This window comes from Streptomyces termitum (genome assembly GCF_014650175.1).
Classification (GTDB): Bacteria; Actinomycetota; Actinomycetes; order Streptomycetales; family Streptomycetaceae; genus Streptomyces; species Streptomyces termitum.
Map to the genome: position 1 here is coordinate 217,660 of NZ_BMUL01000003.1, position 19,612 is coordinate 237,271.

General features: G+C 75.6%; 16 protein-coding genes. 12 read left to right on the top strand and 4 right to left on the bottom strand.

The window, feature by feature from the left end:
* Positions 1-33 precede the first annotated feature (33 nt).
* The 6 genes from IE219_RS07120 to nudC all read left to right on the top strand — a co-directional run bounded on the left by IE219_RS07120 (position 34) and on the right by nudC (position 11,405).
* Entirely contained in the window at positions 34-3,378 is a 3,345-nt protein-coding gene (locus IE219_RS07120) for an ATP-dependent helicase (RefSeq protein ID WP_189975700.1), read from the top strand.
* 127 nt (positions 3,379-3,505) lie between these two features.
* Positions 3,506-4,318, top strand: a complete 813-nt coding sequence (locus IE219_RS07125) for a LolA-like protein (protein ID WP_189975701.1) — start codon at positions 3,506-3,508, stop codon at positions 4,316-4,318.
* 275 nt (positions 4,319-4,593) lie between these two features.
* Positions 4,594-5,412, top strand: coding sequence for a hypothetical protein (locus IE219_RS32225; protein ID WP_189975702.1), 819 nt, complete (start codon positions 4,594-4,596; stop codon positions 5,410-5,412).
* A 119-nt stretch (positions 5,413-5,531) separates the two neighbouring features.
* Positions 5,532-8,972: an ATP-dependent helicase gene (locus IE219_RS07135; protein ID WP_189975703.1), complete on the top strand. Its 3,441-nt coding sequence runs from the start codon at positions 5,532-5,534 to the stop codon at positions 8,970-8,972.
* Between the two features lie 10 nt (positions 8,973-8,982).
* Entirely contained in the window at positions 8,983-10,401 is a 1,419-nt protein-coding gene (locus IE219_RS07140) for a dipeptidase (protein ID WP_189975704.1), read from the top strand.
* A 56-nt stretch (positions 10,402-10,457) separates the two neighbouring features.
* Positions 10,458-11,405 (top strand): NAD(+) diphosphatase, encoded by a 948-nt coding sequence (nudC, locus tag IE219_RS07145; RefSeq protein WP_189975705.1) that lies wholly within the window; start codon positions 10,458-10,460, stop codon positions 11,403-11,405.
* A gap of 15 nt (positions 11,406-11,420) precedes the next feature.
* Here nudC and IE219_RS07150 read toward each other — a convergent pair whose 3' ends face one another.
* A complete protein-coding gene (locus IE219_RS07150; protein ID WP_189975706.1) occupies positions 11,421-11,627 on the bottom strand; it encodes a hypothetical protein in 207 nt (68 codons plus the stop codon).
* Between the two features lie 75 nt (positions 11,628-11,702).
* Positions 11,703-11,960 (bottom strand): mycoredoxin, encoded by a 258-nt coding sequence (locus tag IE219_RS07155; protein WP_189975707.1) that lies wholly within the window; start codon positions 11,958-11,960, stop codon positions 11,703-11,705.
* 355 nt (positions 11,961-12,315) lie between these two features.
* Between IE219_RS07155 and IE219_RS07160 the strand changes: the two genes are divergently transcribed.
* From IE219_RS07160 to IE219_RS07180, 5 genes are all read left to right on the top strand, one after another.
* The gene (locus IE219_RS07160) at positions 12,316-14,511 is read left to right on the top strand and encodes an ATP-dependent DNA helicase UvrD2 (RefSeq protein WP_189975708.1); all 2,196 of its coding nucleotides are present in this window, start codon (positions 12,316-12,318) and stop codon (positions 14,509-14,511) included.
* Positions 14,512-14,686: 175 nt separating this feature from the next.
* Positions 14,687-15,007, top strand: coding sequence for a hypothetical protein (locus IE219_RS07165; RefSeq protein WP_373298795.1), 321 nt, complete (start codon positions 14,687-14,689; stop codon positions 15,005-15,007).
* Positions 15,008-15,180: 173 nt separating this feature from the next.
* Positions 15,181-15,549, top strand: coding sequence for a WhiB family transcriptional regulator (locus IE219_RS07170; protein ID WP_189975710.1), 369 nt, complete (start codon positions 15,181-15,183; stop codon positions 15,547-15,549).
* Positions 15,546-15,869: a putative WhiB-interacting protein gene (locus tag IE219_RS07175; protein WP_189975711.1), complete on the top strand. Its 324-nt coding sequence runs from the start codon at positions 15,546-15,548 to the stop codon at positions 15,867-15,869. The genes IE219_RS07170 and IE219_RS07175 overlap by 4 nt, the downstream gene beginning before the upstream one ends.
* Positions 15,870-15,970: 101 nt before the next feature.
* Complete coding sequence (locus tag IE219_RS07180; protein WP_189975712.1) at positions 15,971-16,153, top strand: hypothetical protein; 183 nt, start codon at positions 15,971-15,973, stop codon at positions 16,151-16,153.
* Positions 16,154-16,214: 61 nt separating this feature from the next.
* Here the strand turns inward: IE219_RS07180 and IE219_RS07185 are convergent, their stop codons facing one another.
* Both IE219_RS07185 and IE219_RS07190 read right to left on the bottom strand, forming a co-directional pair.
* Positions 16,215-17,579 carry an ABC1 kinase family protein gene (locus IE219_RS07185; RefSeq protein WP_189975713.1) on the bottom strand — a complete coding sequence of 455 codons (1,365 nt, stop codon included), beginning with the start codon at positions 17,577-17,579 and terminating at the stop codon, positions 16,215-16,217.
* A 48-nt stretch (positions 17,580-17,627) separates the two neighbouring features.
* Complete coding sequence (locus tag IE219_RS07190) at positions 17,628-18,761, bottom strand: TOMM precursor leader peptide-binding protein (protein WP_189975714.1); 1,134 nt, start codon at positions 18,759-18,761, stop codon at positions 17,628-17,630.
* Positions 18,762-18,974: 213 nt separating this feature from the next.
* Here IE219_RS07190 and IE219_RS07195 point away from each other — a divergent pair, with 213 nt between their 5' ends.
* Positions 18,975-19,556 carry a M48 metallopeptidase family protein gene (locus IE219_RS07195; protein WP_189975715.1) on the top strand — a complete coding sequence of 194 codons (582 nt, stop codon included), beginning with the start codon at positions 18,975-18,977 and terminating at the stop codon, positions 19,554-19,556.
* The last annotated feature ends 56 nt before the right edge of the window (positions 19,557-19,612 follow it).

The following is a 19,612-nucleotide window of genomic DNA, read 5'->3' on the forward strand; positions in this document are numbered from 1 at the left end:
CCGCATCAGCACCGACCAGGACCGGCCAACCACGTGAGCTCCTCCTCCACCACCCGGCCTACGCCGCCGCACCAGGGACAGCCGTACCCGGGCGCGGGCCGGCGGCGGGGCCCCGGCGCGTACCGGCTGGTGCGCACGGCGCCGGCCCCGGTGGATCCCCCTCAGCTGGACGCAGCCCAGCGGGCGGTGGTTGAGCACGACCGGGGGCCGCTCCTCGTCCTGGCCGGCCCCGGCACCGGAAAGACGGCGACCCTGGTGGAGGCCGTCGCCGCCCGCATGGAGCGCGGCACCGACCCCGAGCGGATCCTCGTCCTCACCTTCAGCCGCAAGGCCGCCGTCGAACTCCGCGACCGGATGGCGACCCGGCTCGGCGGCCGCCGCCCGCCCCAGGCCACCACCTTCCACTCCTACTGCTACGCCCTCGTCCGCGCCCACCAGGACGCCGACCTCTTCGCGGAGCCCGTCCGGCTGCTCTCCGGCCCCGAGCAGGACCTCGCCGTCCGCGAACTGCTCGCCGGCCAGATCGACCTGGAGCGGACCGGCCTCGGCGGCGTCCGCTGGCCCGACGAGCTCCGCGCCTGCCTCACCACCCGGGGCTTCGCCGACGAGGTCCGGGCCGTCCTCGCCCGCTCCCGCGAGCTGGGCCTCGGCCCCGACGAACTGGCCCGCTTCGCGGAGCGCGTCGGCCGGCCCGACTGGAAGGCGGCGGCCGGCTTCCTCGCCGAGTACCTCGACGTCCTCGACCTCCAGGGCGTCCTCGACTACACGGAGCTGGTGCACCGCGCCGTCCTCCTCGCCGGGGAGGTCACCCTGCCCGGGTACGACGCCGTGTACGTCGACGAGTACCAGGACACCGACCCCGCGCAGGTCCGGCTCCTGACCGCGCTGACCGGCGGCGGCCGCGACACGGTCGTCGCCTTCGGCGACCCCGACCAGTCCATCTACGCCTTCCGGGGCGCCGACGTGAACGGCATCCTCGACTTCCCCGCCGCCTTCGGGGGCGCGCCGGTCCGGGTCCTCGGCACCTCCCGCCGCTCCGGCGCCGGCCTCCTCGCCGCCACCCGCGAGCTGACCCGGCGGATGCCGCTCACCCGGCTGCCCGCCGACAAGGCCCGCGCCCACCGCGAGCTGTCGCCGGTACGGGACGGGGGGCGGGCGGAGGCGTACACCTACCCCACCGCCTCCGCCGAGGCCGAGAACATCGCGGACCTGCTGCGCCGCGCCCACCTGGAGGACGGGCTGCCCTGGCAGTCCATGGCCGTCCTCACCCGCTCCGGCGCGGTCCTCCCGGCCCTGCGCCGCGCGCTCACCTCGGCGGGCGTCCCGGTCGAGACGGACGCCGCCGACACCCCGCTCCGCCACGAACCGGCGGTCGCCCCGCTGCTGCTGGCCCTGCGCGCGACGGCGACGGCCGACCAGGACCCGGAAGCGGAAGCGGAAGCGGAAGGGACAGAGGAGACGGAGGCTTCCGACGGCGCCCCCGCCGCCCCGGCCGCCTCCTCCGGCTGGCTCGCCACCGAGACCGCCCTCGAACTCCTCGCCTCCCCCCTCGCCGGCGTCGACCCCGCCGACCTCCGCCGCCTCGGCCGCGCCCTGCGCGACGAGGAGCGGGCCGCCGGCACCAAGGTCCCGCCCCCCTCCGACGTCCTCCTCGCCCGCGCGCTCGCCGAGCCCGAGCGGCTCACCGTCCACGAGCCGTCCTACGCGCGCGGAGCCCAGCGGCTCGGCAGACTGCTCCAGGAGGCCCGCGCCCTGCTCGCCGCCGGCGGCACCGCCGAAGGGGCCCTGTGGGTGCTGTGGAACGGCACCCCCTGGCCGTCCCGGCTGGAGCGCGCCGCCCTGCGCGGCGGCCCCGCCGGCCGCAACGCCGACCGGGACCTCGACGCCGTCTGCGCCCTCTTCGAGACCGCCGCCCGCGCCGAGGAGCGGGTCGGCGGCCGGGGCGCGCTCAACTTCCTGGAGGAGGTCGACGCCCAAGACATCGCCGCCGACACCCTGACCCGCCGCCACACCCGGCCCGACGCGGTCCGCCTGATGACCGCCCACCGCGCCAAGGGCCTGGAGTGGGACCTCGTCGTCGTCGCCGGGCTCCAGGAGGGCCGCTGGCCCGACCTGCGCCGCCGGGGCTCCCTCCTGGAGGCCGACCGCATCGGCCGCGACGGCCTCGCCGAGCCGCTGACGCCCGGCGCCCTCCTCGCCGAGGAGCGCCGCCTCTTCTACGTGGCCGCCACCCGCGCCCGTGAGCGGCTCGTCGCCACCGCCGTGAAGGCCCCCGCCGAGGACGGCGACCAGCCCTCCCGCTTCCTCACCGAGCTGGGCGTCGAACCCCGGGAGGTGCCCGGCCGCCCCCGCCGGCCCCTCGCCGTCTCCGCGCTCGTCGCCGAGCTGCGCGCCACCACCGTGGACCCGGCGGCCTCGCCCGCGCTCCGGGACGCCGCCGTCCGCCGCCTCGCCGACCTGGCCGCGCTCGCCGACGAGGACGGGCAGCCGCTGGTCCCGGCCGCCCACCCGGACCGCTGGTGGGGGCTGTACGAGCCGACCCGGAGCGAGGTGCCGCTGCGGGACCGGGACCGGCCGGTGGCGCTCTCCCCGAGCGCCCTGGAGAGCCTCACCTCGACCTGCTCCCTCCAGTGGTTCCTGGGCCGCGAGGTGAAGGCGGCCGAGCCCGCCTCCGCCGCCCAGGGCTTCGGCAACGTCGTGCACGTCCTCGCCGACGAGGTCGCCTCCGGCCGCACCCCCGCCGACCTGGACGTCCTCATGGCCCGGCTGGACACGGTGTGGGACGCGCTCGCCTTCGACGCGCCCTGGAAGTCGCAGCAGGAGAAGGCGCACGCGCGCGTGGCCCTCGAAAGGTTCCTGAACTGGCACGTCATGGACCGGGGCGAGCGGACCCCGGCCGCCTCCGAGCACGGCTTCGACGTGACCCTGGAGGCGGGGGAGTACCAGGTCCGCATCAGGGGCTCCATGGACCGCGTCGAGACCGACGGCGAGGGCCGCGCCTACGTCGTCGACTTCAAGACCGGCAAGTCCGCCCCCACCAAGGGCGAGGTGGCCGAGCACCCGCAGCTCGCCGTCTACCAGCTCGCCGTCCGCGAGGGCGCCGTCGACGAGGTCTTCGACGGCCGCCGCCCCGAGCCCGGCGGCGCCGAGCTCGTCCAGCTCCGGCAGGCCGCCCCCAAGGCCGAGGGCGGCGACGCGCTGCCCAGGGTCCAGGCCCAGGAGCCACTGGCCGGGGACTGGGTGGGGGAGCTGCTGGCCGACGCCGCCGGGCGCGTCCTCGACGAGCGGTTCGCGCCGACCACCGGCCGGCACTGCGAGACCTGCTCCTTCCGCGCGGCCTGTAGCGCCCGGCCCGAAGGCCGCCACATCGTGGAGTGACCGGCATCACGTTTGCCTCGTGCATCCTTGGGGCGACCTGGGTGGTCAGTGTTCCCGCGGCGCCGCATAAGGTCGCCGTGAGAAAAACCTGTGAACGGTTCACGGGTGAACACGGAGGAGTACGCGCATGAGGGCCAACCGGAAGCTCTGGGCCGCGACGACGGTCTGTCTGGCCGTGTTCGCCGGTGTCACCGGCTGCGGCGGCAAGGGCGCCGACAAGCCCGTCGACAAGGGGGCCGGGAAGCCCGCCGAGAAGGCCGCCGACCCCTTCGAGGGCCTCACCGCCGACGCCATAGCCAAGAAGGCCGTCGAGACGACCAAGACCGCCACCTCCGTCCACATGAAGGGCAAGGGCAAGGAGGACGGCAAGGACATGACCCTCGACTTCAGCGTCGACGACAAGGGCACCTGCGAGGGCAGCGTCTCCCCCGGCGGCGGCAAGGCCGAGATCAAGCGCACCGGCGGCTTCACCTACATGAAGGGCGACGACGCCTTCTGGAAGGCCACCGGCGGCGAGGAGGGCTCCTCCGCCGAGGAGAGCGGCGCCCTCGCCACCCTGCTCAAGGGCCGCTGGATGAAGCTCCCCGCCGAGGACGCCGACGCCAACGACCTGGGCGAGTTCTGCGACCTGAAGGTGATCTTCGCCGACATGGACAAGGAGACCAAGACCACCGGTCTCACCCGCGAGGCCGACGCCGACGTCGACGGCTCCCCGGTCGCCGTCGTCAAGGGCAAGGCCGACGCCAAGGGCCAGGTCGTCACGCTCTACGTCGCCAAGGACTCCGCCAAGCCGTACATCCTCCGCTCCGTCACCGCCGGTGGCGAGGACCCGGGCGAGGTCACCCTCAGCGACTTCGACAAGCCGCTGAACGTCACCGCCCCGCCGGCCGGCGAGGTCATGGACATGGAGGCCCTCATGAAGGCCGGCGCCGGCAGCTGACGCCCCCCGCGCGGTCCTTCCGCGCGGGCCCCCGGTGCTGCGCGGCGCCGGGGCGGGACACCTCCCCGGTGCCCCGCCCCGGCGCCGTTCCCCTTTTTCCGGTACGCCCCCGCTCCCGCACGCCCCCCGGCCGCCCGCGCCGCTCCCGGTACGCCCTCCGGGCCGCTCGCGCCGCCTTTCCGGGCGTCCCGGCCGGGGTCCGGGCCCAGCGGTCGCGCCCGCGCGCCCGCTGGGCGACCCTGGTGAACGGGGTACGGGGGGACGAGGAGGCTCGCATGAGGTCCCACCGCCACCACCGCACGCTCCGCGCCACCGCGGCCGTCTGCGCGGCCCTCGCCCTCGCGGGCCCCGCCCCGGCGGCCTTCGCGGCGGCGCCCGCCGCACCGCCCCGCGCGGCCGCGGCCGCCGCGCCGGACCCCTTCGAGGGACTCACCGCCGCGCAGATCGCCGACCGGGCCGTCATCGCCACCCGCGCCGCGGACTCCCTGCGCATGACCGGCCGGATCGTCACCGACGGCCAGACCCTCCGCGTCGACTTCTCCGTCGACTCCCGGGGCTCCTGCAAGGGCCTCATCCAGGTCGGCGGCGGCACCGCCGAACTCCGCCGCCTCGACGGCATCGTCTACATGAAGGGCGACACCGCCTTCTGGCGCTCCTCCATGGCCTCCCAGGGCGTGCCCGAGGCACAGATCGCGCCCACCGTCGAACTCGTCCGGGGCCGCTGGATCAAGATCGCCCCCGGCCAGGCCGGCAGCGACGACCTCAGCGGCGTCTGCGACATCGGCTCCCTCCTCACCGGCCTCGACCGGGACCGCGCCGCCCGGCGCGACCTCACCCGGGGCCCCGACGACGAAATCGCCGGCACCCCCGTGGCGACCCTCGTCGCCCACCGGCCCGGCGGCGTCACCACCACCCTCTCCGTCGCCGCCGAGGGCACCCCGTACCTCCTGCGGATCGTCCGCGCCGGCGGCTCCGAGCCCGGCTCCCTCGCGCTCTCCGACTTCGGCCGCCCGGTGAAGGTCACCGCCCCGCCCGCCGACCAGACCCTGGACCTCTCCCGCCTCGACGACACGGGCACCGGCACCGCCGCCTGACCCCGGGGCCGGGGCCCGTGAGCGACCCCGGGGCCCGCGACCCCGGTCCCGTACACCGGCCCCCGGCCCCGTCCCCGTCCGGAATCCGGAATGTCCGACCGTCCGACTACCCTTTCCGGGTGACCGCGCGCCTCACCGACCCCGAGCAGCTCAAGGAGCTGCTCGGCATCCCCTTCACCCCGGAGCAGATGGCGTGCGTCGTCGCGCCGCCCGCCCCGCAGGTCATCGTGGCCGGAGCGGGGTCCGGCAAGACCACGGTGATGGCGGCCCGGGTGGTGTGGCTGGTCGGCACCGGCCAGGTCGCCCCCGAGCGGGTCCTCGGCCTCACCTTCACCAACAAGGCGGCCGGCGAACTCGCCGAGCGCGTCCGCACCGCCCTGGTCCGGGCCGGCGTCACCGACCCCGACCCGGTGGAGCCCGCCCGCCCGCCGTCCGGCCCCCACCCCCCGACGGCACCGGTGCCCGCCGACCCCTCCTACCTGCCGGGCGAGCCCCGCATCTCCACGTACCACGCCTTCGCCGGGCAGCTCCTCACCGACCACGGCCTGCGCATCGGCCTCGAACCGACCTCCCGGCTGCTCGCCGACGCCACCCGCTTCCAGCTCGCCGCGCGCGTGCTGCGCGAGGCCCCCGGCCCGTACCCCGCGCTCACCAAGTCCTTCCCCGCCCTCGTCGAGAACCTCCTCGCCCTCGACGCCGAGCTGGCCGAGCACCTCGTCGAGCCCGCCGACCTCCTCGCGCACGACGCCGGGCTCCTCGACGCGCTCGCCGCCGCCAGGCTCACCAACGACGACCTGCGCAAGCTCCCGGAGGCGTCCGCCGCCCGCCGCGAACTGACCGGCCTCGTCGACCGCTACCGCGCCGCCAAGCGCTCCCGCGACCTCCTCGACTTCGGCGACCAGATCGCCCTCTCCGCCCGGCTCGCCACCACCCGCCCCGAGGTCGGCGCGCTCCTGCGCGACGAGTTCCGCGTCGTCCTCCTCGACGAGTACCAGGACACCTCCGTCGCCCAGCGGCTCCTCCTCTCCGGCCTCTTCGGCCAGGGCACCGGCCACGCCGTCACCGCCGTCGGCGACCCCTGCCAGGCCATCTACGGCTGGCGCGGCGCCTCCGTCGCCAACCTGGACGACTTCCCCGAGCACTTCCCGCACGCCGACGGCACCCCCGCCACCCGCCAGTCGCTCTCCGAGAACCGGCGCAGCGGCGGCCGCCTCCTCACCCTCGCCAACGGCCTCGCCGCGCCGCTGCGCGCGATGCACGAGGGCGTGGAGGCGCTGCGTCCCGCCCCCGGCGCCGAGGCCGACGGCACCGTCCGGATCGCCCTCCTGCCCACCCACGGGGAGGAGATCGACTGGCTCGCCGACTCCCTCGCCCACCTCGTCCGCACCGGCCGCGAGCCCGGCTCCATGGCCGTCCTGTGCCGCACCGCCGGAGACTTCCCCGCGATCCACGCCGCCCTCGTCGCCCGGGACGTGCCCGTCGAGGTCGTCGGCCTCTCCGGCCTCCTCCACCTCCCCGAGGTCGCCGACCTCGTCGCCGTCTGCGAGGTCCTCCAGGACCCGGGGGCCAACGCCTCCCTGGTCCGCCTCCTCACCGGCCCCCGCTGGCGCATCGGCCCCCGCGACCTCGCCCTCCTCGGCCGCCGCGCCCGTCTCCTCGTCCACCGGGCCGGGCCGGACGCCGACCCCGGGCAGCGGCTCGCCGCCGCCGTCGAGGGCGTCGACCCCGCCGAGGTGGTCTCCCTCGCCGACGCCCTCGACACCTTCCTCGACGCGGCCGGCCACCCCGAGGACGGCCTGCCCTTCTCCGCCGAGGCCCGGGTCCGCTTCGCCCGCCTCGCCGCCGAGCTCCGCTCCCTGCGCGCCTCCCTCGCCGACCCGCTGATGGACGTCCTGCACCGGGTCCTCGCCGTCACCGGCCTGGAGGTCGAGCTCTCCGCCTCCCCGCACGCCCTGGCCGCCCGCCGCCGCGAGACCCTCGGCAACTTCCTCGACGTCGCCGCCCGCTTCGCCTCCCTCGACGGCGAGGCCGGCCTGCTCGCCTTCCTCGGCTTCCTGCGCACCGCCGCCCAGTTCGAGAAGGGCCTCGACAACGCCCTCCCGGGCGGCGAGAACACCGTGAAGGTCCTCACCGCGCACAAGTCCAAGGGCCTGGAGTGGGACGTCGTCGCCGTCCCCGGCCTGGTCACCGGCCAGTTCCCGTCCGCCCGCGCGCGCGAGTCCTGGACCTCCCAGCCGCAGGTCCTCCCGCACGGCCTGCGCGGCGACGCCGCCACCCTCCCGGACCTGGACGCCTGGACCGCCGCCGCCATGAAGTCCTACAAGGCGGCCATGGCCGAGCACCAGCACACCGAGGAGCTGCGCCTCGGCTACGTCACCTTCACCCGCCCCCGCACCCTCCTCCTCGGCTCCGCCCACTGGTGGGGCCCGTCCCAGAAGCGCCCCCGCGGCCCGTCGGCCTTCATGACCGCCCTGTACGAGCACTGCGAGCGCGGCCACGGCGACATCGAGGTCTGGGCGGACGCCCCGGAGAAGGGCGACGAGAACCCCCTCCTCGCCGCGGCCGACCGGGACCTGCCCTGGCCGCTGCCCCTCGACGACGAGGCGATGGGACGCCGCCGGGACGCCGCCGAGGCCGTACGCGCCAGGCTCCGCGCCCCGCACCGGGACCCGGAGCCGGCACCACGGCCCGATCCGGAGCAGGGCACCGAGGACCTCTGGCTGCCCGACGACCCGGGGGAGGAGCCCCGGGACACCGGGGACGGGGCCGACGCGGACGGGACCGACGAGAACCCCGGCCACTCCGTCCCGCACCCCCGGCGGCACGAGCTCACCCCCGAGGAGCTGCGCACGATCGCCTCCTGGGACCGCGACCTCACCGCCCTCACCGAGGAGCTGCGCCGCTCCCGCGCCACCACCCGGGACGTCCTGCTGCCCCCGTACCTCTCCGCCTCCCAGGTCCTCCGCCTCGCCGAGGACCCGGACGGCTTCGCCCAGGAGCTGGCCCGGCCGATGCCGAAGCCGCCGCAGCCCGCCGCCCGGCGCGGCACCCGCTTCCACGCCTGGGTGGAGTCCCGCTTCGAGGAACTGCCGCTGCCCTTCCTCGGCCCGGACGAGCTGCCCGGCGGCGAGGAGTTCGCGGGCGAGCCGGAGATCACCGACGAGCGGGACCTGGAGGAGCTCAAGGCGGCCTTCGCCCGCACCCCGTACGCCCACCGCACCCCGTACCGGCTGGAGGTCCCCGTCCACCTCACCCTCGCGGGCCGGGTGGTCCGGGGCCGGATCGACGCCGTCTACCGGGACCCGGAGACCGGCGCGTACGAGATCGTCGACTGGAAGACCAGCCGGCACCGGAGCGCCGACCCCCTCCAGCTCGCCCTGTACCGGCTGGCCTGGGCCGAGCGGCACGGCCTGGACCCGGAGGACGTCGCCGCCGCCTTCGTGTACGTGCGGACCGGCGAGGTGGCCCGCCCGGCCCGGCTGCCCGGCCGGGCCGCCCTGGAGGCGATCCTGCTGGGCGGGGAGCACTCCGAGGGCGGAGCACCGCCCGGCGCCGGATAGGCTCGGGAGCATGAGCGAGACCCCGGACAGCGTCGTCCAGCCCGTGCGCGCGTACATCGAGGCGCACCGCGCCGCCTTCCTCGGCGACCTGGCCGACTGGCTGCGCATCCCGTCCGTGTCCGCGCAGCCCGAGCGGGCCGGGGACGTCCGGCGCAGCGCCGAGTGGCTCGCCGCCGCCCTCGAGGACACCGGCTTCGCCACCGTCGAGGTGTGGGAGACGCCCGGCGCCCCCGCCGTCTTCGCCGAGTGGCCGTCCGAGGACCCGGACGCCCCGACCGTGCTGGTCTACGGCCACCACGACGTGCAGCCCGCCGCCCGCGAGGACGGCTGGCACACCGACCCCTTCGAGCCGGTCGTCGCCGACGGCCGGATGTACGCGCGGGGCGCGGCCGACGACAAGGGACAGGTCCTCTTCCACACCCTCGGCGTCCGCGCCCACCTCGCCGCCACCGGCCGCACCGCCCCCGCCGTCCACCTCAAGCTGCTGGTGGAGGGCGAGGAGGAGTCCGGCTCGCCGCACTTCCGGGCCCTCGTCGAGGAGCGCGCCGGGCGGCTCGCCGCCGACGCGGTCGTCGTCTCCGACACCGGCATGTGGTCCGAGACCACGCCGACCGTCTGCACCGGCATGCGCGGGGTCGCCGACTGCGAGATCGACCTGTACGGCCCCGACCAGGACATCCACTCCGGCTCCTTCGGCGGCGCCGTGCCCAACCCGGCGACCGTCGCGGGCCGGATCGTCGCCGCCCTGCACGACGCGGACGAGCGGGTCGCGGTCCCCGGCTTCTACGACGGGGTGGCGGAGCTCACCGAGGCCGAGCGGCGGCTCGTCGCCGAACTGCCCTTCGACGAGGCCGAGTGGCTGCGCACCGCCAGGTCCCACGGCACCCTCGGCGAGGCCGGGTACTCGACCCTGGAGCGGGTCTGGGCCCGCCCGACCGCCGAGGTCAACGGCCTCGGCGGCGGCTACCAGGGCCCCGGCGGCAAGACGATCGTGCCCGCCTCCGCCCACCTCAAGCTGTCGTTCCGGCTGGTCGCGGGCCAGGACCCGGACCGGATCGAGACGCTGGTACGGGAGTGGCTGGCCGGCCTGGTGCCCGCCGGCATCCGGTACGAGGTGGCCTTCGGCGCCCCGACCCGGCCCTGCCTCACCCCGCTCGGCCACCCGGCGCTCGCGGCGGTGGCTGGCGCGATGAGCCGGGCCTTCGACGGGGCCCCGGTCCGCTACACGCGCGAGGGCGGCTCGGGACCGGCCGCCGACCTCCAGGACGTCCTGGACGCGCCCGTCCTCTTCCTGGGCATCTCGGTCCCCTCCGACGGCTGGCACGCCCCGAACGAGAAGGTCGAGCTGGACCTCCTGATGAAGGGCGTGGAGACGACCGCGTACCTGTGGGGCGAGCTGCCGGCCGCCTTGCGGGCCGCCGGGCGCTGACCGCCGAGCCGCACCGCCGTACCCATGACACCGATCCGGGGGAGTTGGAAGCACCTGTGAGCACCTTGAACGACGCGTCCGCGGACCGCCCGATCCCGCTCACCGCCCCGAGCGGGATCGACCGCGCCGCCCACCACCGGCTCGACGAGGCGTGGCTGGCGGCGGCCTGGAGCCACCCGACCACGCGCGTGTTCGTGGTCTCCGGCGGCCAGGTGCTGATCGACGACCGCCCCGACGGCACCACGGAGATCGTGACGACCCCGGCGTTCGAGGCGCCGATGACCGAGACGCACCGGTACTTCCTCGGCACCGACACCGACGGGGTGTCGTACTTCGCGCTCCAGAAGGACTCGCTGCCCGGCCGCATGGACCAGTCGGCCCGCCCGGCCGGACTGCGGGAGGCCGGGATGCTCCTGTCGCCGCGCGACGCGGGCCTGATGACCCACGCGGTCGCGCTGGAGAACTGGCAGCGGCTGCACCGCTTCTGCTCGCGCTGCGGCGAGCGCACGGTGATCGCGGCGGCCGGGCACGTCCGCCGCTGCCCGGTCTGCGGCGCCGAGCACTACCCGCGCACCGACCCGGCCGTGATCATGCTGGTCACCGACGACCGGGACCGGGCGCTCCTGGGCCGCCAGGTGCACTGGCCGGAGGGCCGCTTCTCGACGCTGGCCGGCTTCGTGGAGCCGGGCGAGTCGATCGAGCACGCGGTGGTCCGGGAGGTCTTCGAGGAGGCGGGCGTCACCGTCGGCGAGGTGGAGTACGTCGCCAGCCAGCCGTGGCCCTTCCCGGCCAGCCTGATGCTGGGCTTCTTCGCGCGGGCCACCTCCCCGGAGATCGAGGTGGACGGCGAGGAGATCCACGAGGCCCGCTGGTTCTCCCGGGAGGACATGGAGGCCGGCTTCGCCTCGGGCGAGCTGCTGCCGCCGTACGGCATCTCGATCGCCTCGCGCCTGATCGAGCTCTGGTACGGCAAGCCGCTCCCCAAGCCCGGCGACGTGGTCTGACCCGGCCCGCCGCCGCTACGCCCCGGCGGGCGGCGGCAGCGGGAGCCCCTCGATCGCGGCTCTGACGTGCTCGACGGTCAGCTTCTCACTGCCGTGCACGGCGGAGAACGCCTGGAGGCGGCCGAGCGGGGTGTCCGGCGCGGCCGGCCCCTCGACCGGGGTGAAGCCCTGGACCTGCGCCCAGAAGGCCGCGCCCACGTCCTGCGGATCGTTGATGTCCATGCGCCGCACGCTAGCGGGCGGCACTGACAAAGGGCCCCCGGCCGGTGCGGCCGGGGGCCCTTCGCGGGGGCGCGGTCAGACGCCGAGCGCCTGCTTGACCTGGGCCAGGCTCGGGTTGGTCATGACGACCTCGGCGTCGCCGGAGGCGGGCACGACGCGGACGGTCGGGACGGTCTGGTTGCCGCCGTTGGCCTGCTCGACGAAGGCGGCCGACGCCGGGTCGTGCTCGATGTTGATCTCGGTGTACGCGATGCCCTCGCGCTCCAGCTGGCCCTTCAGCCGGCGGCAGTAGCCGCACCACTCGGTGCTGTACATCGTCACGGTGCCCTGCATGGCCAGGCGCTCCTCTGGTTCGGGATGGGTGCCGAAGACAGAACGTACGCCACCACCCCGCCCATTCCCGCACCCCGGGGTGATCCCCGTCATCCCGGCCCCCGCCCTCGGTCCTGGATCCGGTCCCGCCCCCCGGCCCCCGGCCCCGGCCCGGTCCTGACCCCGGCCCGGCCTCCGGCCCCGCCCGGTCTCCGCCCCCGGTCCCGGTCCTGACCCCGGCCCGGCCTCCGGCCCCGGCCCGATCCCGGCTCTTGTCCACAGCCCCGGCCCCCGACCGGTGTGATCGTGTGACCACGGCCCCCGGCCTGTGGACGACGGGCCGCGCCGTCCGGCCCGGACCTGGCAGCATGGCGGAGTGACAGCAGCAACGCACCCCTCCCTCTTCCCTCGCGTCCCGGAGACCGCCGACGCGGTCCTCGAAGGGCTCGATCCGGAGCAGCGCGAGGTCGCCCTGGCCCTGCGCGGCCCGGTGTGCGTCCTCGCCGGCGCCGGCACCGGCAAGACCCGGGCGATCACCCACCGGATCGCCTACGGGGTGCGGGCCGGCGTGCTGCCCCCCGCGAGCGTCCTCGCCGTCACCTTCACCAACCGCGCCGCGGGCGAGATGCGCGGCCGGCTGCGGCAGCTCGGCGCGGGCGGGGTCCAGGCCCGCACCTTCCACTCCGCGGCCCTCCGCCAGCTCCAGTTCTTCTGGCCGAAAGCGATCGGCGGCGAGCTGCCCCGGCTCCTGGAGCGCAAGGTCCAGCTGGTCGCCGAGGCGGCCGCCCGCTGCCGCATCCGCCTCGACCGCAACGAGCTGCGCGACGCGACCTCCGAGATCGAATGGGCCAAGGTCACCCAGACCGTCCCCGCCGACTACCCGGCCGCCGTCGCCCGCTCCGGCCGTGACGCCCCCCGCGACCCGGCCGAGCTCGGCCAGCTCTACGCGATGTACGAGCAGCTCAAGGGCGAGCGCACGGTCATCGACTTCGAGGACGTGCTGCTCCTCACCGTCGGCATCCTCCAGGACCGGCACGACATCGCCGAGCAGATCCGCCGCCAGTACCAGCACTTCGTCGTCGACGAGTACCAGGACGTCTCCCCCCTCCAGCAGCGCCTCCTGGAGCTGTGGCTCGGCGAGCGGGACAGCCTCTGCGTGGTCGGCGACGCGAGCCAGACCATCTACTCCTTCACCGGCGCCACCCCCGACCACCTGCTGGACTTCCGCACCCGCCACCCCGGGGCGACCGTCGTCAAGCTGGTCCGCGACTACCGCTCCACCCCCCAGGTCGTCCACCTCGCCAACGGCCTGCTGAACCAGGCCCGCGGCCGGGCCGCCGACCACCGCCTGGAACTGGTCTCCCAGCGCGAGCGCGGCCCCGAGCCGGTCTACACCGAGTACGCCGACGAGCCCGCCGAGGCCGAGGGCACCGCCCGCCGGGTCCGCGACCTGATCGCCGCCGGCGTCCCGGCCGGCGACATCGCCGTCCTCTACCGGATCAACGCCCAGTCGGAGATCTACGAGCAGGCCCTCGCCGACGCGGGCGTGCCCTACCAGCTGCGCGGCGCCGAGCGCTTCTTCGAGCGCCAGGAGGTACGGGAGGCGGGCGCGGCCCTGCGCGGCGCCGCCCGCTTCGGCGCCAACGACTCCCTGCTCGACGGCGCCGACGACCTCCCCGCCCAGGTGCGGGCAGTGCTTTCCGGCCAGGGCTGGCGGAGCGAGCCCCCGGCCGGCTCCGGCGCCGTCCGGGACCGCTGGGAGTCGCTCGCCGCCCTCGCCCGGCTCGCCGACGACTTCGCCGCCGCCCGCCCCGGCGCCACCCTCTCCGACCTCGTCGCCGAACTCGACGAGCGGGCCGCCGCCCAGCACGCCCCCACCGTCCAGGGCGTCACCCTCGCCTCGCTGCACGCCGCCAAGGGCCTGGAGTGGGACGCCGTCTTCCTGGTCGGCCTCACCGACGGCATGCTCCCGATCACCTACGCCAAGACCGACGAGCAGCTGGAGGAGGAGCGCCGCCTGCTCTACGTGGGCGTCACCCGGGCCCGCGTCCACCTCACGCTCTCCTGGTCGCTCTCCCGCTCCCCGGGCGGCCGTGCCACCCGCCGCCCCAGCCGCTTCCTCCAGGGCCTGCGCCCCGGCTCCGGCCGCACCGCCGGGACCGTCCTCGGCGGCGCCGGCGGCATCGAGCGCGGCGGCGGCCCGGGACCGGGCGGCACCGCCGCCCGCCGCCGCCCGCGCGGACCGGTCCGCTGCCGGGTCTGCGGCACCACCCTCACCGAGGCCGGGGCGATGAAACTGCTCCGCTGCGAGGACTGCCCCTCCGACATGGACGAGGGCCTGTACGAGCGCCTGCACGCGTGGCGCGACGAGCGGGCCCGGGGCCTCGGCCAGCCCGCCTATTGCGTCTTCACCGAGAAGACCCTCATGGCCATCGCCGAACGCGTCCCCGCCACCGGTGGCGAGCTGGCCGTGATCGCCGGCGTCGGAGCCCGCAAGCTCGACCGCTTCGGAACCGAGGTCCTCGCCATCTGCGCAGGTGAGGAGGGTGCGGCGGGCGCGGAGGGAGACTGAGCGAAACTCGTGGGAAAAATAGTTTGCGCCCGCCCCGTCAAGCCCCATAGGTTCTTAACCACGCGACGGCGGCTTCATAGAAGCCCGGCCTTCGTGGTGTACTTGTCCAAATGAACATCGAGGGTCCGGCTCACACCCGAACCCTCCGAGACGCCGAGAGGAGGCGATTCCAGTGATCAGCATCATCAACATCAGCACCGCCAGCACCGCCAAAATGACCGATCGCTCGGTCGTCTCCGCCTGCTCGCTCGGCTTCTCCGCCTTCGATCTCCTTGGCAGCGGTCTGCCCGCCACTGGTCTGCCCGTCACCGGTCTGTCCGGCCGCGGCAAGGCTGTCAATGAGCACGCTGAGCGACCGACCAAGGCACGGGTGGCAGAAGGCAAGGCCGGATTCGCGGCCTATGGCTTCGGAGCGGCCGGTGCCGGCAAGCAGACGACGCAGCACCACACGATGTGGGCCTTCCGTGGGCTCGAACCCTGGAGTGATCCAGCCTGATCCAGGATCAGGCCGGCGCCTTCAGGGCCGCGGAACCCCACCCGGGATCCGCGGCCCTTCTGTTTTCCCCGAACGGGGAGGACGGGACGAAGGGGCCTCGGGACAAGAGAACCCGGTACCAGCCGAAGACCCGGCCGACCGGCCGGAAACGACCAGACGAGGAAAAGACACCCGTGCAACTCGAAGCGCACGCCCCGTCCGTACCGCACTCCGACACGATCCCCCCGTCCGGCTCCACGGAGGACCACACCTTGACCCCCCTCACCGCGCTCACCGCGCTCGACGACGCCATCGAGAACCTCGGCGTCCCGGTTCCCTGTCGTGCCTACGACCCCGAGGTCTTCTTCGCGGAGTCCCCGGCCGACGTCGAGTACGCCAAGTCCCTCTGCAAGACCTGCCCGCTGGTCGCCGCCTGCCTCGCCGGTGCCAAGGAGCGCCGCGAGCCCTGGGGTGTCTGGGGTGGCGAGCTGTTCGTCCAGGGTGTCGTCGTGGCCCGCAAGCGGCCCCGCGGCCGTCCGCGCAAGAACCCGGTCGCGGCATGAACGTCACCGGAACCATCGATCACCCCCTGACGCACGATCCCCAGAAGCAGGCCCCGATGACCATGCCCGCCACCGAGCCCACCGGCTCCGCTACCCCCGATCTCTCCACCGCCGGGGCCCTCGCCCTGCACCAGAACAGGACCCGTGACATGCAACTCATCCCAGAAGCGCTGGCCCGTGCGCATATGCACGAGCGCCGGCGTGAGGCCGACGCGGAACGCCAGGCCGTGCGCCTGGTCGCCGCCCGGCGCATGCAGCGCCGCGCCGAGCGCGTCTCGCTGCGTGCCCGCCGCGCGCTCGCCATGGCCGTCATGCACTGACGACGCCCCACCGGGCGTCACCGCGGGGGCCGGTCCGAACGGACCGGCCCCCGCGGTGCGTTGCCCCGCCGCGACGGCCCCGCCGGGTTATCGTCACCCGGGTGAACGACCCCCGCCCCACGGAGGAGCCCGTGGCCTGCGCGCGCTGCGGCAGGACCGCCGACCCCCTCCCGCTCACCTGGACCTGCTCCGTCGAGGACGGCCGCAGACGGTACTTCTGCGACGAGTGCGCGCGCACCCACCTCCGGGCCATCGAGGGCCGTCTCGACTCCTCCTGGTGGTGACCCGGCCCCGACCGCCCCGGAGGGAAACCTCTCGGGGCCTGTCCGGCGGATCTCCGCGGGCCTACGAAGCTCCGCCGGAAACCCCCTGGGCCGCGTCGAAGCCGGGCAGCCAGGCCGTCAGCTCCTCCCGCAGCCGGACCGACGCGTTCAGCTGGCACAGCACCCCGATCGTGCTCAGCGTCACCCGGTGGATCAGCAGGTACGAGGGCGGCAGGTTCAGCTGCCGGCCCAGCTGGTGCGCGGGGGAGCGGGGGTCGGCGAGCCGGGCCGCCTGCGTCCGCATCCAGCCCCGGGTGAAGACGAAGGACTCCGCCTCGGCCGGCTCGATGATCGGCAGCAGGTATTCCAGGACCTCCTCCGGGTCGAGCGCCGCCGACTCCTTCACGAAGCCCTCCGCCCGCAGCAGCGCGTACACCTCCTCGGCCTCCCCGGCCAGCGCCATCCGCAGGCAGGGCCCGATCGTCTCCGGCAGCCCGCCGGGCAGCCGGTCCACCGTGCCGAAGTCGAGCACCCCGAGCCGCAGCCCCGCCGGATCGTCCGACCCGTCGGCGGCGGGCAGCAGCCGGAAGTTCCCCGGATGGGGGTCGGCGTGCAGCAGCCCCGTCCGGGCCGGGCCCGAGAAGAGGAACCGGGCGAGGAGCTGACCGGCCCGGTCCCGCTCCTCCTGCCCGCCGTCCGCGATCACCTCCGACAGCGGCACCCCCTCCAGCCACTCCGTCACCAGGACCTGCTCCGCCTGGTGCACCACCGCCGGCACCACCACGTCCGGATCGTCCGTGAAGACCTCGGCGTGCTCCCGCTGGGACCGCGCCTCCAGGGCGTAGTCCAGCTCCTCCGCCACCCGCTCCCGCAGCTCGGCGAGGAGCGGCTTCACCTCGATCCCCGGCAGCAGCGGCCCGAGCAGCCGGGCGAAGCGGCCGAGCTGCGTCAGGTCCGACAGCAGGGCCTCCCCGGCACCCGGGTACTGCACCTTCACCGCGACCTCGCGCCCGTCGTGCCAGACCGCCCGGTGCACCTGCCCGATCGAGGCGGCCGCCGCCGGCTTGTCCTCGAACTCCAGGAACGAATCCCGCCATTCCGGCCCGAGCCGCTCCTCCAGCACCGCGTGCACCGCCCGCACCGGCATCGGCGGCGCCGCCTCCTGAAGTTTCGTCAGGGCCGCCCGGTAGGGCCCGGCGAGCTCCTCCGGGAGCGCCGACTCGAAGACCGACAGGGCCTGGCCGAACTTCATGGCGCCACCCTTCAGTTCCCCGAGGACCTTGAACAGCTGCTCGGCCGTGCGCTCCTGGAGCTCCCGGGCGACGAACTCGGCCGACTTGCCGCCGATCCGCTTGCCCAGGCCCCAGGTCGCGCGGCCCGCGAAACTCAGCGGCAACGCGGCCAACTTGGCGGTCCGGGTGACCGCCTTCCGGGGAAGATCAGACATGCGCCCCTCCAATTCCCAGACCGCCGTGCCGCGCAGGGCGGTGCGCCGTCATTGTGGACCGTGCCCCCCGACCACCGGGACGCCCACCCCCACCCTGCCGCGCGCGGCCCCGCAGGGACAGGCCGGATGCGGCACCAGCCGCTCGGACCGCCACCCGAGCGACGGCAGCGCCGCCTCCCACCGCACCCCCGTACTGGCTGGAAGCTCCCCGTCCAGGAAGGCCAGCGCGTGCCCGGCGGCCAGCCCCGCCACCGCCGCCGACAGCGCCACCTCCCCGGCCGGCAGCGACCGCGGCGCACCCGAACGCCACTGCGCCAGCAACCGGGGCCACGCCGGATCCCGGTCCGTCGCCTCCTCCTGGAGACACCGCGCGCACGCCGTCCCGCCCGGCAGCACCAGCGGGCCCACCAGCCCCGTCGCCTCCACCGTCCCCGCGTACAGATGGGGGACCCCCGCCGCCATCCACGGCTCCGCCGTCACCGGATCCGGCACCAGCGCCGCCAGACCGTCCCGGGGCGCGACCACCACCAGTGACACCCGGGCGTCCCCGCGCCCGCCGCCCGCCCGCCGCGCGGTCACCGGGCCGCGCGCCCAGCACCCCGCGAGCCGCCGCACCGCCGCCACCCGCCGCTCGCCGACCGCCTCGGCCGGCAGCCCGCCCGGCGCCGTCTCCCACGGCTCGACCCGGCCCCCGTCCACCACCTCCACCCCGCCGACCCCGGCCGCCGTGAGCAGCGCCGCCACCATCGCGCCCACCCGCCCGGCGCCCCGCACCCGCACCCGCCGCTCCCGCCGGGCCGCCAGTCTCCGCAGCGCCCCGTCCGGCTCCGCGCACACCACCGACAGCGCGGCGAGGTCCGCCCGCAGCGGATCCAGCGCCGTGTCCACCGCCCCCGCCTCCGGCCCGGCCCGCCCCGGCCGCCCGGCCCCGGCCTCCACCAGCAGCCCCGCCTCGGCGAGCCGCCCGACCAGCGAGTCCACCCGCCCCTCCGGCAGGCCCAGCGCCTCCGCCTCGGTCCGCAGCGCCTCGGTGCCGCGCGTGCCGTCCATCAGCCCCAGCAGCCGGCCCGTCGCCGCGTCCACCGGATCCAGCACCACCGCGTGGGCGGGCGTCACCCCGTACTGCGCGCACGACAGGCTCCGCCACGCCCGGCGCAGCGCCGGTTTCACCATCGGTCGCATCCCCGCCCCCGCCTTTCCGCTTTCGCTCTTGTGAAGATCGTCGGGAGACGGGGACCGCGCCGCGCGCCGGTCCGGGCCTCCGTGACCAGGCTGCCCGGCGGCGCGGAAAGCCGCCGAAAGTTGTCCACAGGCCCTCGCGTAAGTCGTATCAATCACACGAAGGCATGGCCGGGTGCGGAGTCCGGACCCGGCGCGGCGGGTACCGTCGGAGGCGTGTCAGCCGACCCCAGCCCCCGCCTCGCCGACCCCGCCCCGGGCACCGGAGAGGTCGAGATCCGGCGCAGCGCCCGCCGCACCCGCTCCGTCTCCGCCTACCGCGAGGGCGACCGCACGATCGTCCTCGTCCCGGCCCGGATGTCCGAGGCCGAGGAGCGCCGCTGGGTGGGGGTGATGCTGGAGAAGCTCGCCGCCAAGGAGCGGGACCGGGAGCGCCGCCGCACCCCCGGCGACGCCGAACTCGCCGCCCGCGCCGCCCGCCTCTCCGCCCAGTACCTCGACGGCCGGGCCCGCCCCGCCACCGTGCGATGGGTCACCAACCAGAACAGCCGCTGGGGCTCCTGCACCCCCGCCGAGGGCAGCATCCGGCTCTCCCACCGGCTCCGGGAGATGCCCGAGTACGTCGTCGACTACGTCCTCCTGCACGAGCTGGCGCACCTCCTCGTGCCCGGTCACGGCCCCGGATTCTGGCGGCTCCTGGAGGCGTACCCGCGCACCGAGCGGGCCCGCGGCTACCTTGAGGGAGCGGCCGGCGCGGCCCGTCTCCCGGCCCCGCCGGACGACGGAGCGGCGACCTGACGTCCGGTTTCCCGATTCCGTACCGAAATCGGCCCGCGCTGTCTCAATGTCGGTGA